The 13,726-nt window shown below is 64.6% G+C and carries 15 protein-coding genes and 1 pseudogene; 8 read left to right on the forward strand and 8 right to left on the reverse strand.

The genetic code is table 11. From position 1 onward, the window contains the following. The first annotated feature begins 26 nt into the window (after positions 1-26). From AC5JJ6_RS20580 to AC5JJ6_RS20605, 6 genes are all read left to right on the forward strand, one after another. Positions 27-302: an HU family DNA-binding protein gene (locus AC5JJ6_RS20580; RefSeq protein WP_044425953.1), complete on the forward strand. Its 276-nt coding sequence runs from the start codon at positions 27-29 to the stop codon at positions 300-302. A gap of 244 nt (positions 303-546) precedes the next feature. Further along, positions 547-936, forward strand: coding sequence for a hypothetical protein (locus tag AC5JJ6_RS20585; protein WP_496043849.1), 390 nt, complete (start codon positions 547-549; stop codon positions 934-936). 13 nt (positions 937-949) lie between these two features. Then, positions 950-1,378, forward strand: a complete 429-nt coding sequence (locus tag AC5JJ6_RS20590) for a YsnF/AvaK domain-containing protein (RefSeq protein WP_496043850.1) — start codon at positions 950-952, stop codon at positions 1,376-1,378. Positions 1,379-1,386: 8 nt separating this feature from the next. Continuing rightward, complete coding sequence (locus AC5JJ6_RS20595; RefSeq protein ID WP_496043851.1) at positions 1,387-2,418, forward strand: YsnF/AvaK domain-containing protein; 1,032 nt, start codon at positions 1,387-1,389, stop codon at positions 2,416-2,418. A 151-nt stretch (positions 2,419-2,569) separates the two neighbouring features. Next, complete coding sequence (locus AC5JJ6_RS20600) at positions 2,570-3,454, forward strand: YihY/virulence factor BrkB family protein (protein ID WP_496043852.1); 885 nt, start codon at positions 2,570-2,572, stop codon at positions 3,452-3,454. A 58-nt stretch (positions 3,455-3,512) separates the two neighbouring features. Continuing rightward, on the forward strand, positions 3,513-3,680 hold the full coding sequence (locus AC5JJ6_RS20605; protein WP_157599316.1) for a hypothetical protein: 168 nt from the start codon (positions 3,513-3,515) through the stop codon (positions 3,678-3,680). Between the two features lie 21 nt (positions 3,681-3,701). Here the strand turns inward: AC5JJ6_RS20605 and AC5JJ6_RS20610 are convergent, their stop codons facing one another. Then, positions 3,702-5,582, reverse strand: coding sequence for a glycosyltransferase 61 family protein (locus AC5JJ6_RS20610; protein WP_496043853.1), 1,881 nt, complete (start codon positions 5,580-5,582; stop codon positions 3,702-3,704). Between the two features lie 219 nt (positions 5,583-5,801). Here AC5JJ6_RS20610 and AC5JJ6_RS20615 point away from each other — a divergent pair, with 219 nt between their 5' ends. Together AC5JJ6_RS20615 and AC5JJ6_RS20620 are read left to right on the forward strand one after the other, a co-directional pair. Then, entirely contained in the window at positions 5,802-6,065 is a 264-nt protein-coding gene (locus AC5JJ6_RS20615) for a hypothetical protein (protein WP_496043854.1), read from the forward strand. A 33-nt stretch (positions 6,066-6,098) separates the two neighbouring features. After that, positions 6,099-9,404, forward strand: coding sequence for a PAS domain-containing hybrid sensor histidine kinase/response regulator (locus AC5JJ6_RS20620; RefSeq protein ID WP_496043860.1), 3,306 nt, complete (start codon positions 6,099-6,101; stop codon positions 9,402-9,404). Between the two features lie 31 nt (positions 9,405-9,435). Here the strand turns inward: AC5JJ6_RS20620 and AC5JJ6_RS20625 are convergent, their stop codons facing one another. From AC5JJ6_RS20625 to AC5JJ6_RS20655, 7 genes and pseudogenes are all read right to left on the reverse strand, one after another. Continuing rightward, positions 9,436-9,666, reverse strand: coding sequence for a hypothetical protein (locus AC5JJ6_RS20625; RefSeq protein ID WP_044425949.1), 231 nt, complete (start codon positions 9,664-9,666; stop codon positions 9,436-9,438). A gap of 152 nt (positions 9,667-9,818) precedes the next feature. Next, the gene (locus AC5JJ6_RS20630; protein ID WP_496043855.1) at positions 9,819-10,121 is read right to left on the reverse strand and encodes an SCP2 sterol-binding domain-containing protein; all 303 of its coding nucleotides are present in this window, start codon (positions 10,119-10,121) and stop codon (positions 9,819-9,821) included. A 49-nt stretch (positions 10,122-10,170) separates the two neighbouring features. After that, a complete protein-coding gene (locus tag AC5JJ6_RS20635; protein ID WP_496043856.1) occupies positions 10,171-10,866 on the reverse strand; it encodes an ATP12 family chaperone protein in 696 nt (231 codons plus the stop codon). Positions 10,867-10,937: 71 nt separating this feature from the next. Then, positions 10,938-11,609, reverse strand: a complete 672-nt coding sequence (locus AC5JJ6_RS20640; protein ID WP_496043857.1) for an HAD-IA family hydrolase — start codon at positions 11,607-11,609, stop codon at positions 10,938-10,940. Between the two features lie 133 nt (positions 11,610-11,742). Further along, entirely contained in the window at positions 11,743-12,732 is a 990-nt protein-coding gene (locus tag AC5JJ6_RS20645) for an RluA family pseudouridine synthase (RefSeq protein WP_496043858.1), read from the reverse strand. Then, positions 12,729-13,103 (reverse strand): fluoride efflux transporter CrcB, encoded by a 375-nt coding sequence (gene crcB, locus AC5JJ6_RS20650; RefSeq protein WP_496043859.1) that lies wholly within the window; start codon positions 13,101-13,103, stop codon positions 12,729-12,731. Before crcB ends, AC5JJ6_RS20645 begins: the two co-directional genes overlap by 4 nt. A gap of 115 nt (positions 13,104-13,218) precedes the next feature. Continuing rightward, a pseudogene (locus AC5JJ6_RS20655) lies at positions 13,219-13,726 on the reverse strand (hypothetical protein); the annotation flags it as partial.

The raw sequence follows: 13,726 nt of genomic DNA on the forward strand, positions 1-13,726 counted from the left end.
GAAACCAGTGATTATCGAGGAGCACCATGAATCGAGCCGAACTCGTGGCCGCCGTGGCCGACCAGACCGGGCAGACGAAGGCAGATGCCGGCAAGGCGGTAGATGCCGCATTCACCGTCATCGCCCAGGCTTTGGCGGCTGGCGACGAGGTCAAGGTCCCGAACTTTGGCAGCTTCAGCGTGGCTGATCGTGCAGCCCGTGAGGGACGCAATCCCCAGAGCGGTGAGAAGATCACCATCGCCGCGTCGAAGCAGGCGAAGTTTTCGGCGGCCAAAGGCCTGAAGGACACGCTCAACGGCTGACCGCCGCCAAGCGCTTTCAGGAACGCCCCTGTTTAGCGCCGGAGAGCAGTCTCCGGCGCGGGCGTCGGATTGGCGCCGCCATAAAAACGCGGCGCCGGTTCCTTTCCCGGCCCCATAGTCCCGCTCCTTCCGGAAGGGACGAGGATGGATCGGGAAACGAAGGCCAACCGAACAGCAGGTCCATCGAACGGCCCGGAGAAGCGGAAGCTTCTCCGGGCCGTTCGCATTCATATACCTGACGGAAGTGTCCGGCAGTCATTACCCGATCTATCGGTATAAAAAGTCTCTATTAAGTCTCCGTGATCTATTTGAATACGGCCTGTTGTGTTTGCACGATATGTCGGACAATCACGAGAGGATCGCCCCTGTGACGAATACAAACGATACCTCGTCACGTGGTAGCAACCCGGACAAGATCGGTGTTTATTCAACCGACCGGGATACCACGACCGCTTCCACTACATCGTCAACCAGCGCTTCGCCAGCCGGCGCCTCGCCATTGAAGACCGGAACCACCACGGCTGGAGATGCAAATCGTACGGCAAGCGCCGCCACCGCGGCATCGCCGGCGCGCTGGATCATCCCTGCCGTCGTGGTGGTGCTGATAATCCTCGCCCTGCTTTATCTGTTCTGATCGGACCCGCAGCATGGCCGGCACACCGGAAGACCAGATCGAGAATATTAGCGTTCCGGTTATCGAAGAAGAACTCGAAGTCGGCAAACGGCGTGTGGAAGGCGACCGCGTCAGCGTCCGTACGATAGCGCGCGAGCGGACGGAACTGATCGAGCAGCCGCTTGAATCGATGGAAGTCGAAGTCGAGCGGATTGCCGTCGGGAAAGTAATCGATACCGCGCCGGATGTCCGGAACGACGGCAACACAATGATCATTCCAGTTGTTGAGGAAAGGCTGGTTGTCGAAAAACGGCTGTTCCTGGTCGAGGAAATCCATGTGCATCGGCGCAGGGTCGTCACTCAGTTCCGCCAGAACGTAACACTTCGGTCGCAGGAGGTCGTCGTAGAGCGGCGTGATGCCGCCTCGGACCGCGACCGGACAGAAACTCCTCAAGAAGGATGATAGAAGATATGACTAAGACAGTTGTCGCTCTTTACGATAGCATTTCAGACGCCGAAACCGTCAATACCGAATTGTCGTCCGCCGGTTTCACGGATACGGAAGTCGTCGACAACAGTTCCATCGGTACCGACCGTACCGCTTGGAGCGGGACCGAAGTAACGGACTCGTCCCTGGCGGCAGGCGCTCCCGGCGCAGTCGGGACTCCGCTGGGCGCCATGTCTGAAACAGGCACGACCACCGCTTCGTCGGCAGTCTCCGACGGCATCATGGGCCGGCTGCGCCGCGCCGGCGTTCCGGAAAACGACTCCCATGTTTATGCCGAAGGCGTGCGCCGCGGCGGCAGCCTGGTGATCGCCCGCCTGGCCGATGACAACGTCGACCGCGGGCTGGAAATCATGAGCAACTACCGCCCGGTCGACATCGACGAGCGCGGTTCGCAGTGGCGGACCGAAGGCTGGAGCAAGTATGACGAGTCGGCCGGTCCTTACACCGGAACGGGCCTGACGGAAGCGGCGGGCTCAATGCGCAGCACCAATGAAACCTCGACCCTGACCGGCGGTACGGGCATCGGCACCGGCCACACGCGCAGCGGCGACGAAACGGTGATCCCGATCGTCGAGGAGCAGCTTTCGGTCGGCAAGCGCGAAATCGAGCGCGGCGGCGTGCGGGTCCGCAGCTACGTGGTAGAAACGCCGGTCCAGGAAAGCGTGAGCCTGCGCGACGAGACCATCAATGTGGAGCGCCGCGCGGTGAACCGCCCGGCCGACGTCACTGCGGACGCTTTCCGGGAGCGGACGATCGAACTGACCGAGACGGATGAAGAAGCGGTTGTCGCCAAAACAGCCCGGGTCGTCGAGGAAGTGGTCGTCAGCAAGGACGTCACCGAGCGGACCGAGAATATCTCGGATACCGTCCGCCGCACCGAAGTGGATGTCGAGAACACCACCGGAGTCGAGCGCGCAGGCGCCAAGCGGACCGGCGTCGACCGCGCGGTCGATCTCGATGGCGACGCCACGGTGACGCCGAAGCGGGATATCTGAACGAGGCGCTTGAAGAACGGCGCTTGAAGAACGACGCCTGAAGAACGACGCCTGATCGATTTCCCCGGAGACGAGTTTCCTCGTCTCCGGGGACTTTTTCATGGCTGAACCGTTGCAAACGTCTGATTCACCATATGCAACGAGGCTGGACATGCCGTTTGCCAAGGTATGGCGGATCCTGGTGACCGCTTTCAATGGATGGCTCGATGACAGGGCCGCCAGCATGGGCGCCGCCATCGCCTTCTATACCCTGTTCTCGATGGCGCCGATGCTGCTCCTGATCATCGCGGTCGCGGGTCTGGTGTTCGGCGCGGAAGCCGCCCAGGGCGCGCTGATGGGTCAGCTGGAAGGAATGATGGGGCGCGAAGGCGCAGCAGCACTTCAGGCGATGATCGCCAGCGCGGGCCAGCCGGTTTCCGGTACGATCGCGACCGTGGTCGCCGTCGTCACCCTGATCGTCGGCGCCACCACCGTCTTCGCCGAATTGCAGGCATCGCTCAACGTGATCTGGAAGACCGAGCCTCCCAAGGAGCCCGGCATCGTCTGGCTCGTCCGGGTGAGGCTGCTCAGCCTGTCGTTGATCGGCGCGATCGGTTTCCTGCTCCTGGTGTCGCTGGTGGTCAGTGCCGGCCTGACGGCGCTCAGCGGCTATCTTGCCGGGATCATGCCCGGCCTGGACGTCATCATGCAGGTCGTCAACCTGCTGATCTCGCTCGCGGTGATCACGACCCTGTTCGCCATCATCTACAAGCTGCTGCCCGATGTCCGGATTCCATGGCGGGACGTCTGGTTCGGATCGTTCATCACCGCCGTGATGTTCTCGATCGGCAAGCTGCTGATCAGCCTTTATCTCGGCAGCAGCAACGTCGCTTCCGCCTATGGTGCCGCCGGCGCCCTGGTGATCGTGCTGATGTGGGTCTACTATTCGTCCCAGATCTTCCTGTTCGGCGCCGAAATCACGCGGGCTTTTTCGGTTACCCACGGCAGCCGCGCGCGGCGCGGGATCAAGCAGGCGGTCGAGGTAGCGGCAAGATGAAGGACTGCCGTCGCGGGGCGGATAGGCCGGGAGACCGTAAAGAACTTGCAGCGGCCCCATGGCGGGTGCATCAATCCGCCCCATGCTGTTCAAGACGCTGCTGATCCTGGCCGTATTGGCGATCCTGTTCCCTGCCGTTCGGCGCCGGCTGACGCGTGTCGGCTGGATGGTCTTCGGCGCCGTGATCGTGTTCCTGATGGTCGCGTCGATCGGCCAGCATCACTGATCGAGATGAGGGATCGCGCCTTCACAACTCCGCCAGACACAAATCCACATCGGACGGATCGACCCGGAAGTTCCAGTTGTATTCCAGCGATGGAAACAGGGACTGCGTGATCGTTCCGGGAATCGCCCTGTGCCTCTGCCCCATCAGGCCGGTCAGGTGACGGTAGAAGACCGGGAGATGCCCGGCGGGGTGCAGTTCGATCAGGAGTGCTCCCGGCGGAGCGAACAGCATGTTGGTGAAGCCGGCACCATGAACGCCCATGACGATCTCCGCTCCGCTGAAGAGTTCGGCCTGAGCGTCGAATGAAAGCTCTTCGAGCCTGACCGGCACGAAGCCGTGGCGCGCCGCTATCGCGGCAACCGCGGCCTCGTTCTCGCAACGGCGGAACAGCGATCCCTGCCGGGAGATCAGGATGCGGCGCGGTCCGCCCCCACCCTGCGGCAGGCCGTGGGTCAGACGCTCCCGCACCCTCCGCGCCGCATCGGCACTCACCGACGGGAGCATCCAGTCCATCTGCCCGTCCGGCCGCCGCGGACGCGGCACCAGACCGGAAATCCTCAGCCGGGCGAACCGCACCAGGGCCGGAGTGTCGGCCGGCGTCATAAGCCGGGCGGGATCGACGCCCATCAGGTCCAATGTGCGGTGATGAAACGCCGACAGGTCGCGGCTGACCAGCAGCGGCAGCCGGTCCCCATCGTCGATGGCGTCCAGCCGAGGCAGGGTATCGAGCATCCAGTGATAATAGTTGCCGGTTCCCCCCAGGAACTCGACCGGCCGGTCGACACGGCGGCGCGGCAGGTCGTCCCGAACCAGCGCCATGCCCTTGCCCGGCAACAGGACGAAGTTGTCCTTGCCGAGCGGAGGCGTGAAGACGAGGTCGAGCGCCATCCTGTCGCCGTCGATCAGGTGCCACTGATCGACGCAGAGATCGACCTCCGCCAGTTGGATCGCTCCGCCGCCTTCCGGCAGCGAACCGGTCAGCGGGAACAGCCGGCGGATCGCCTCGCCCGGTCCGGGTGTCCCGGCGCGCAGCCGGATCCTGGCTCCCGCTTCGGCATGTCCCTTCCGGGCAAGCCGGTCCCAGCGTACGGTCGCCTCCTCCGTCCGGCCGGCATCGTCGAGCGCGGTTGCCAGATTGGACAGCACGTTCGGATTGTCCGGTTCCAGAAGTTCCGCCTCCAGGAAGGCGGCGACCGCGTCCCCGCCCTGTCGCCGCCGTGCCGCAGCCGTGCCGATCACCGTCCAGGCATGCACCGGTTCCCGGCCTTGGCCGATCAGGGTCCGCGCTATCTCCAGCGCCTCGTCGGGGAAGCCCCGCGTCGCCAGCACTCCCGCCAGCGCCGCGAGCGACGCCCAGGCTGCGGGAGAGCCGGCCGGCTGGCGGTCCAGCGCCCGCCGCAGCATCTTCTCCGCCCGTTCCAGGCTGCCCAGGCGGGCACAGGCGATTCCCATGTTATGGAGGGCGCCGGGATCGTCGGGTGCCAGGGTCAGCGCCTGCTCGAGCAGGGATGCCGCAGCCGGCTCGTCTCCTTGCTCCAGCAGGTCGGCCGCCACTTCGTTCATCAGGCCGGGGGACCCGGCATGGCGCCGGATCAGGTCGGCGGCGACCCGCGCCGCATCGGCCGGTCTACCTGACTGGCGCAGGGCGCGGCTGAGCAGAAGGGCAGTATCGCCATTGTCCGGATCGAGCCGGAGCGATGTTTCGAAAGCCTCTGACGCATCGGCCGGAGCACCTGCCATGGTGTGGCAAAGGCCATGCAGATATGCCATGGCCGGATCGTCCGGCGCCTGAAGGCGGGCTTGGCGAATCAGCCGGTCCGCCGCTGCCGTGTCGCGATCCAGCAGATGGGCCTTGGCGCGGTCGAAGAGCTCGGCCGCGCCGATGCCGCCCGCCCCGGTCACCCCATCGTGATTTCCACCGGCCAACCTGTACCTTTCAGTCTGAACATCGGGATGACGGATGGCGAAAAGCTAAGCGGCATCGTATCAAAAACTACAATATTCCCTTCGTTATACATCAGTTGGCAATATGCGGCGCTCTAAACTATCGCCGCGGCGTCGCGGCGGCCCCCCGACGCACCATCCTGCCTGCGAGCAAATCGAAGAAGATCAACGAGAAAGATGCTGGCGACCTGCTCCCAGAACGATCTGTTGAGGATAATCCAGACCATCGGCGTTCCAACGTTCGCGATGGACGTAATGGACGACGACCTGTTCCATTATGCGGCCCTCAACGGCCGTCTGGAAGAAATCACGGGGTTGTTCACACCGGCGGTGCTGGGCAGGACTCCGTCGGAAGTCCTGAGTCCGGCGCAAGCGGCGGCGCTGGAACAGCGGTGCAGGAACTGTGTCCGGCTGCGTGGAACGCTGGAGTACGAGCACTAACTGGAACTGCGGGGCACTCACCGCTGGTTGCGCGTGGCCCTGGTGCCGCTGTTCGACACCATGGGCCGGATCGTCCGCCTGATGGGAACCGTCACCGATGTGACGGAGCAGAAACGGGCGGAACAGGATCTGCTGCGAACCCATGAGCTCTACCGCGGTGTGCTGGACCAGCAGCAGGACCTGATCTCACGGTTCCTGCCGGATACCACCCTGACCTATGTCAACGTCGCCTATGCGCGCGCCATGGGCCGGCCTGCCCATGAGCTGATCGGCACCCGCTTCGCCCATTCGCTGCCGGATCTGGACCGGGAAAGGGTCCTGGGTCTGTTCCAGCGGAGCCGGATTCAGGATAGTTCGAATCCGGCCGGGTTCTGCAACGAGAACGCTTTGATCAACAACGCCGGAGAACTGCGCTGGATCCGCTGGCGCAACGTAGCACTGGCGGACCCCGCCGGCAGGATCATCGGTTACCAGAGCGTCGGCACCGACATAACGGACCAGCGCCGGGCCGAAGAAGGGCTGCGGACTGCGCGGCAAAGCCTTCGCGAAGCCATCGACAGCATATCCGAAGGCTTCGCGCTTTATGACCCGGAAGACAGGCTGTCGCTCTACAACCAGAACTTCGTCTTCGATACGCCGCAGTTGGCGTCCTTCGCATCGCCGCTTGGCGTAACGTTCGAGCAGATCCTGCGCGCCGGCGTGGCGAGCCGCCAGATCGTCGATGCCGGTGCGGCCAGGGATCCGGAACGATGGATCTCGGACCGGATGAACAGCCACCGTCATCCACCCGAGAACCCCATCGAGCTGCGTCTTGCCAATGGAAGACATCTGAGCGTCGCCGAGCGCCGGACGAAAGATGGCAGTATCGTCTGTATCCAGACCGACATAACCCGCCTGCGCGAACAGGAGGCGAAGATCCGGGAAAGCGAGCGCCGCCTGAAGGTGATCCTGGATACCGCGGCCGATGCGATCCTGACGATCGACGAAGCCGGCCGGATCCGCGACTTCAACAAGGCGGCAGAAAGGATCTTCGGTTATGCCGCTCCTGACGTGATCGGGCGGAGCATCGAGATGCTGATGCCCGACGACATGGCGAAACGTCACCAGGGTTTCATCGATACCAACAGGAGGACCGGCATCAACCGAATCATCGGCATCGGCCGGGAAGTTTGCGGCAGACGCGCCGACGGCAGTCTGGTCGACCTGGACCTTGCCATCAGCAAGGTGAACGGCGGCGAAACGCTGTTCACCGGCATCTTGCGCGACATTACCGACCGAAAGCAGACGGAACGGGAGTTGCGCGACAGCGAACAGCGGTTTCGCCTGCTGGCGGACAACGCGACCGACATCATTTCATTGCATGCCCCCGACACTGCCATCCTCTATATCTCGCCGTCCTGCATGTCTCAGCTTGGGCATGCACCCGGCGAGCTGACGGGCCGCCGGCTGACCGACTTCGTCCACCCGGACGACCGCGTGACGCTGGAAGCGCGGCGCAACGAGGTAATGGAGGGGCATCCGCGTCTCGCGAAGTTCCGGCTTCGCCACCGGGACGGCCGCTGGCTGTGGTTCGAGAGCATGGCGACCCGGATCGAAGCGACGGCTGGCGGAAGCACCGGCACCGGCGCCAGCATTCTGGCGTCGTCGCGCGAGATCACCGAGCGGGTGCGGTACGAACAGGACCTGCGGGAAGCCAGCGACCGCCTGACCGCACTGGCGGCGGAACTGCGCAGGCTGGCGGTCGACCTGGACGCGGCACGCCGGGTCGCGGAGCAGGCCAGCCGCGGCAAGTCCCAGTTCCTGGCGATGATGAGCCATGAGCTGCGAACCCCCATGACCGGCGTGCTCGGGATGGTCGATCTGCTGGTCGGCACGCCGCTTTCGGATGAGCAGCGCCACTATGTCCGGACGCTGGGCAGCTCGGCCAAGACCTTGCTGACGCTGCTCAACGACGTTCTCGACTTCTCGAAGATCGAGGCCGGACAGCTTCAGATCGAAACGATCGACTTCGATCTGCGGCGGGTCATCGACGATGTCGTACAGTTGTTCCTGGGGCATGCGGCCGACAAGGGCATAGCGCTGACGGCCACCATCCCAGCCGACGCGCCGGAAGTCCTGTGCGGCGATCCGACGCGGTTGCGGCAGGTTCTGTTCAACCTCGTCAGCAACGCGATCAAGTTCACGCAGAACGGCGAGGTCGAAATCCGGCTGGCGACGGTCGAGCCATCGCCGGATTCTACCCAGTACCTGCTCCGGTTCGAAGTGACCGATACCGGGCTGGGTCTCAAGGACGAGGAGTGCGCACGGTTGTTCGAACCGTTCGTGCAAGCCGATACCACGACGACCCGGCGCTTCGGCGGAACCGGCCTTGGACTGGCGATCTGCCGCCAATTGGTCGAAGCGATGGGCGGATCGATCGACGTGCGCAGTGAATGGGGATGCGGTTCGATTTTCTTCTTCAGCGTTCTGCTGGAACGCGGACGGACCGACTTCCTGCCGCCGCCAGCCGACTGGACCGCACCGGATGCCGCCCCTCGTTCCGCGCAGGGGGCAAAAATCCTCCTGGCCGAAGACAACGAGGTCAACCGCATGCTGGTCATGAAGATGCTCGAACGACTTGGCCACGTGACGGAACCGGTACACAACGGCAGGGAAGCGGTCGAAGCCGCGAGAGGCGGCGGTTTCGACCTGATCCTGATGGACATGCAGATGCCCGTTATGGACGGGGCCACGGCGACCCGGGAGATACGGCGTCTGCCGGGGGCGGCAGGGCGGGTTCCCATACTAGCCTTGACCGCCGACGCCATCTCCAACCATCGCGAGCGGCATCTGGAAGCCGGCCTGGACGGGTACTTCACCAAGCCGATCGACTGGAAAATGCTGGCCGAAGCGATCGCGCGGCTGACCGGTGCGGAAACCTTGCCGGAAGACACGCCTGCAGAGGAGAGCGCCTGCCAGAAATCATCCGAGGAAGTCATGGATGCCGAGCGCGACGGGGACTTGCTGATCCAGTTGCCCCTGCTCGATACCGACCGGCTCGACGAACTGCGTGCCGCCGTGGGCGACAGCTACGACATGATGATCGACATGTTTCCCGAAAGTGCGCGGGAGGAACTAGGCGCCCTGCGCGCCGCCCTCGATGCCGGCGACGCTGCGACGGCACGGCGCGCCGCTCATACGCTGAAGGGCATCGCCGCCAGTTTCGGCGCCACCAGGGTCCAGGCTATCGCACATATGCTGGAAGATACCACCCTGCCCCGCGACCGGTCGAATGCCCTGATCGTATCGCTGGAGACGACGCTAAGTGCCACTCTGGCAGCGCTGGAGCCGGTCGATTAGCACGGGCAGGACCGGGAACACCCTCCTGTGGTCACAGCATCGCGAATCGGCGGCGCAGGATCTCCCGGCCGCCATGGGGAAGGAATTGCCGCCGGTCCGACAAGGTCGTCAGCGACAGCGTCTTGCAATCGTCCGGATTGTCGATCCGCACCAGCCGCGCATGGACTGGGAAGCCCGGAGGCTGGACTATGCTGACGACCTGCCAGATATCGGGATAAGAGGCCCCCGCCTTGACGAAGCACTGCCCAACCGTGACCGGCATGCCAAACCTCCAAACGCACTCCGCCGGATCTTGGCGGGCCGGAATTACGTTAAGGTTAATTATAACAGCTTTGCCGGTAATGTCGTTCAATCCGGCCGGAAATCCAGTAACGGAATGCCCCGACCGGAATATCTTGCTTCCTGTTCGCCCGATTATTCCTCCAGAAGTGCGGCAAGCTTCAAGGCAGAGCCCATGGAACCCTGGACCTTGAGTTTGCCGGTCGCGAAGGCCAGCGTCGGGTTGAGCGCGCCTTCGAGCATCTTGTCGAAATTGTCCAGGCTCATGCGGATGGTGCAGACCGCGTCGCCATCGTCGCGCGACAAGCTGGCCGGGCTTCTCGTGGCGTCCAGCCGCAAGAGCCCGTCCTTGCCGAAGTCGAATCTGGCCACTGCATTGAACGCGCGGAACTGGCCAAGCCGCCCCCGCATTTTGGCTTCAATCTGATCGAGTGTCATCGCCGCCGTGGATATATAGGGAAGAGGAACCGATCGGACTGGATACCATTCAAACCCGGACGAGGTCCAGATACCGGCCGGTCGCCTGGATATCGGCCCTGAGAGCGGCGCGGCGCGCGGTCGCCTCCGCGTCCTCGCCCCATTGTTCGATCTGGAACGTCTCGTCCACCTGCGACGCGGCGAAAGCTTCCTCTGCGGAGATCCGCTTTTCCAGCAGCGCCAGCGCCAGGACGAGGGAGCCGAGTTCCGACGTGGCGTTCTGAACGCCGGCCAGCGTCAGGTCGTCGAGCGACGCGACCACTTCGGCCAGACGCGCGACGGCGGCCTGCGGCTGGGGCTTCGGCATGATGCCGATATGCACTTCAAGGGCGGCGCCATAGCGGATTTCCGCCCAATCCAGCAGCGGCTGCCAAATCAGCCGCTGCCGCTCGGCCAGTTCGACGGGGTGGTCGGTGCGGTAGCACAGCAGGTCCGTTTCGGCATAGGCGGCGACGGCACGGACGATTTCGCCGCGCTGGGCAGGTATCCGGTCGATCGCGGTGCTGGCAAGCTGGGTAAGCGGCATGGCATGCGGACGGATATCTTCGACCTGCGCATCCCATTCCTCGGCAACCGCTTCCATCAGGGCGCGGTTGCGCAGGACGAACGGCGCCTTGGCGGGGGTCCTGACCGGCTTGCCGTCCAGGTGCACGACATGACCGTCATCGACTTCAGCCACCGTGACCAGTTTATAGAACCTCTTCATCTCTCACACATCATCCGTTACGGTTCGCAGCGTCCTGCAAGTCTGTCCCGGCAGCTCCGGGTACCGGCAGTTCAAGCCAACAGTTCCAACACGGCATCCGGCACCTGGTCCGTCGTCAGGCAAATGCGCTGTGCGCCCGCGCCCGTCAACTCCTCCACCTCATGGTAGCCCCAGGCGACGCCGACCGCACCCGTCCGGGCACTGCCGGCCATCAGCATATCGAAGCTGGTGTCGCCGATGACGACGGTGTCGGACGCTTCCGCCCCGGTTTCGGCCAGCGCGCGAAAAACCATGTCCGGGTGCGGCTTGCCCGGCCCGGTATCCGATGTCTGCAAGGTGCAGAAGCGGTCGAGCAATCCATGGGCGTCCAGCGTCGCGACCAGCCCGCGCCGCGACTTGCCGGTGGCGACACCGAGCAGCAGGCCGGCATCCTCCAGCGCTTCCAGCGCCTCGCGCATGCCGGGGAACAGCGGCTCCTCGTCGACGCCCCGGTTCCGGGCATCGGCGAAGGCCAGCCGGTACTTGTCGGCGACGGCGGCATGCAGCCGCTCCGGGTCGTCCGGCAGCAGCATGGCCACCGCCCGCACCAGCGGCAAGCCTACGACGCGGCGTACTGCCGCAGGGTTCGGCATCGGCAGCCCGACGCCGACGAATGCCGTGTTCATGGCGGCGACGATCGCGTACTGGCTGTCAACCAGGGTGCCATCACAGTCGAATAGAGCCAGTCTCAGGGGTTTGGTCATGGCAACCCTGCTTTGTGCGCCTGTTTTCCGGCGGCCGGGGTTCAGCCCCGGCCTCTTGAGCGGGCGCTTCATAGCAGACGGCGGCGATTATGGGCAGCGGAAAGCCCGGCGCCCAGGCAGTTCCCCGCTCCTCTTACTCGACAGCGGCGAACGGGTCGCCGTCGTTCTCCTTGTCGAAGCTGAAGTAGTTCCAGGTCGTGACCATGTGCGGCGGCAGTGGCGCCGTCACGTCAATCCGGCCGCCGCGCGGGTGGGGCATGATCAGCCGGCGGGCATGAAGGTGAAGCTGGTTGGGAAGTCCCATGCCCGCCAGGAAGGCCTCCGGCCCGCCATACTTGCCGTCGCCCAGGATCGGGGTGCCGATCGCTTCCATATGAACGCGAAGCTGGTGAGTCCGGCCCGTCAGCGGCCACAGCGCCACGAAAGCGACCTTCTTGTTGGCGTGCTCGACCACCTGATAGAGGCTGACCGCGCGCTTGCCATCCTCGTCGTCCACGGCGACCCGCTCGCCCCGTCCGGTCGGTTCCTTGGCCAGGGCCGCATCGACCTTGCCCTGGAACGGCCGGGGCACGCCCACCGTGACCGCCCAGTAATATTTCCGTGCATCCTTGCCCCGGAAGGCGGCCGCCAGCTTGGTCGCGGCGAAGGCGGTGCGGGCGAGCACAAGCACGCCGCTGGTGTCCTTGTCCAGCCGGTGGACCAGCTTCGGCCGTTCGTCCTTTTCGAACATCAGCGCGTCGAGCATCGCGTCTAGATGCTTCGGCGTCGCGGTGCCGCCCTGTACGGCCAGACCGGCGGGCTTGTCGATCACCAGGACGTCGCCGTCCTTGTAGAGCACACGAGCCTGGATCTCGGCGGCGTCCTTGCGGCTGACCTTGGGTTTCGGCGTGCCGCCGGATGCCGGGGCCGCCTCCTGGTCGCCCAGCGGCGGGATGCGGACGGTCTGCCCGGTTTCAAGCCGGACGTTGGCTTTGACGCGCTTGCCGTCCACGCGCACCTGTCCGGTGCGCAGCAGCTTTTCCAGCCAGCCATGGTTGACCTGCGGGAAATGGCGCTTGAACCAGCGGTCCAGCCGGATTTCCGACTCCTCCGCCATGATCGTCCTCGTTTCGACCTCGCTCACCCGACAATGCCCCTGACCAGAAAAAGGCCGGCGAACAATGCGCCGACCGAAATAACAACGGAAACCACCATATAGAACGCCGCCGATACCATTTCGCCCCGCTGCATCAGGACGACGAGATCCAGCGAGAAGGTGGAGAAGGTCGTGAAGCCGCCGAGCACGCCGACCGCCAGTAGCGCCCTAACCTCCGGCGCCGGCGTCCATGCGAGCATCCACCACTCGACCAATATCCCCATCACCAGCGAGCCGATCACGTTGACAGCCAGCGTACCATAAGGGAATGCCGTTCCGAACCATTGACCGATGGCGGCCATCGTGACGAAACGGGCAACGGATCCGGCAGCACCGCCAGCGGCGACCGCGAGCAGCATGGCGGGGGACAAAGTCATGGCGACCGGAAAATTCCATGCATCGAGAAACGGCACCGTAGCCGGGCAGGACGCCGAGGGCAAGGCGCCGTGCTGACTGGCGTGCTGTCCGGCGTGCTTATCGAGGCGCCCCCACGCCGAAGATCCAGCCCTCCTGGCTTCGGGCACGTTCATCCAACCCAGCCGGTGACCAGACGCGGGGGTCTGCGCACAACCGGCGCAGACCGGCTGCCGACACCAGCGCGTCGGTATCGTGGTCGGTCGGGAGCGGAAGCGAGATGTCCACCGGGTCGCTGCCGAGCAGGGCAAGGCAGCCATTGAGATCGGCCCATGTCCTGACCTTGCGCAAGCCCCAGCCCGTGCGCATCAGGAACAGACGGGGATAGATCTCCACCAGGACGCTGCGCCCGCCGGTCCGCTCGAACGGCCAGACGGCGACATCGCCGCGCCTGAGCCGAAGAGCGTGCAGCAGGCGCATGCCGGCCAGAGCGCCTTTCCCAACCTGCTTGGCGCCGATCAGCTTGTAGGGACTTTCCGGCGATCCAAGGCCGTCCGCCCGGCAGGCGTCCTCCGTCCTCCGGCGTCCGAGCGCCAGGCTTATCGGCTTGGGCCCGCCCGTCCAGTAG

The organism is Skermanella sp. (genome assembly GCF_059503625.1).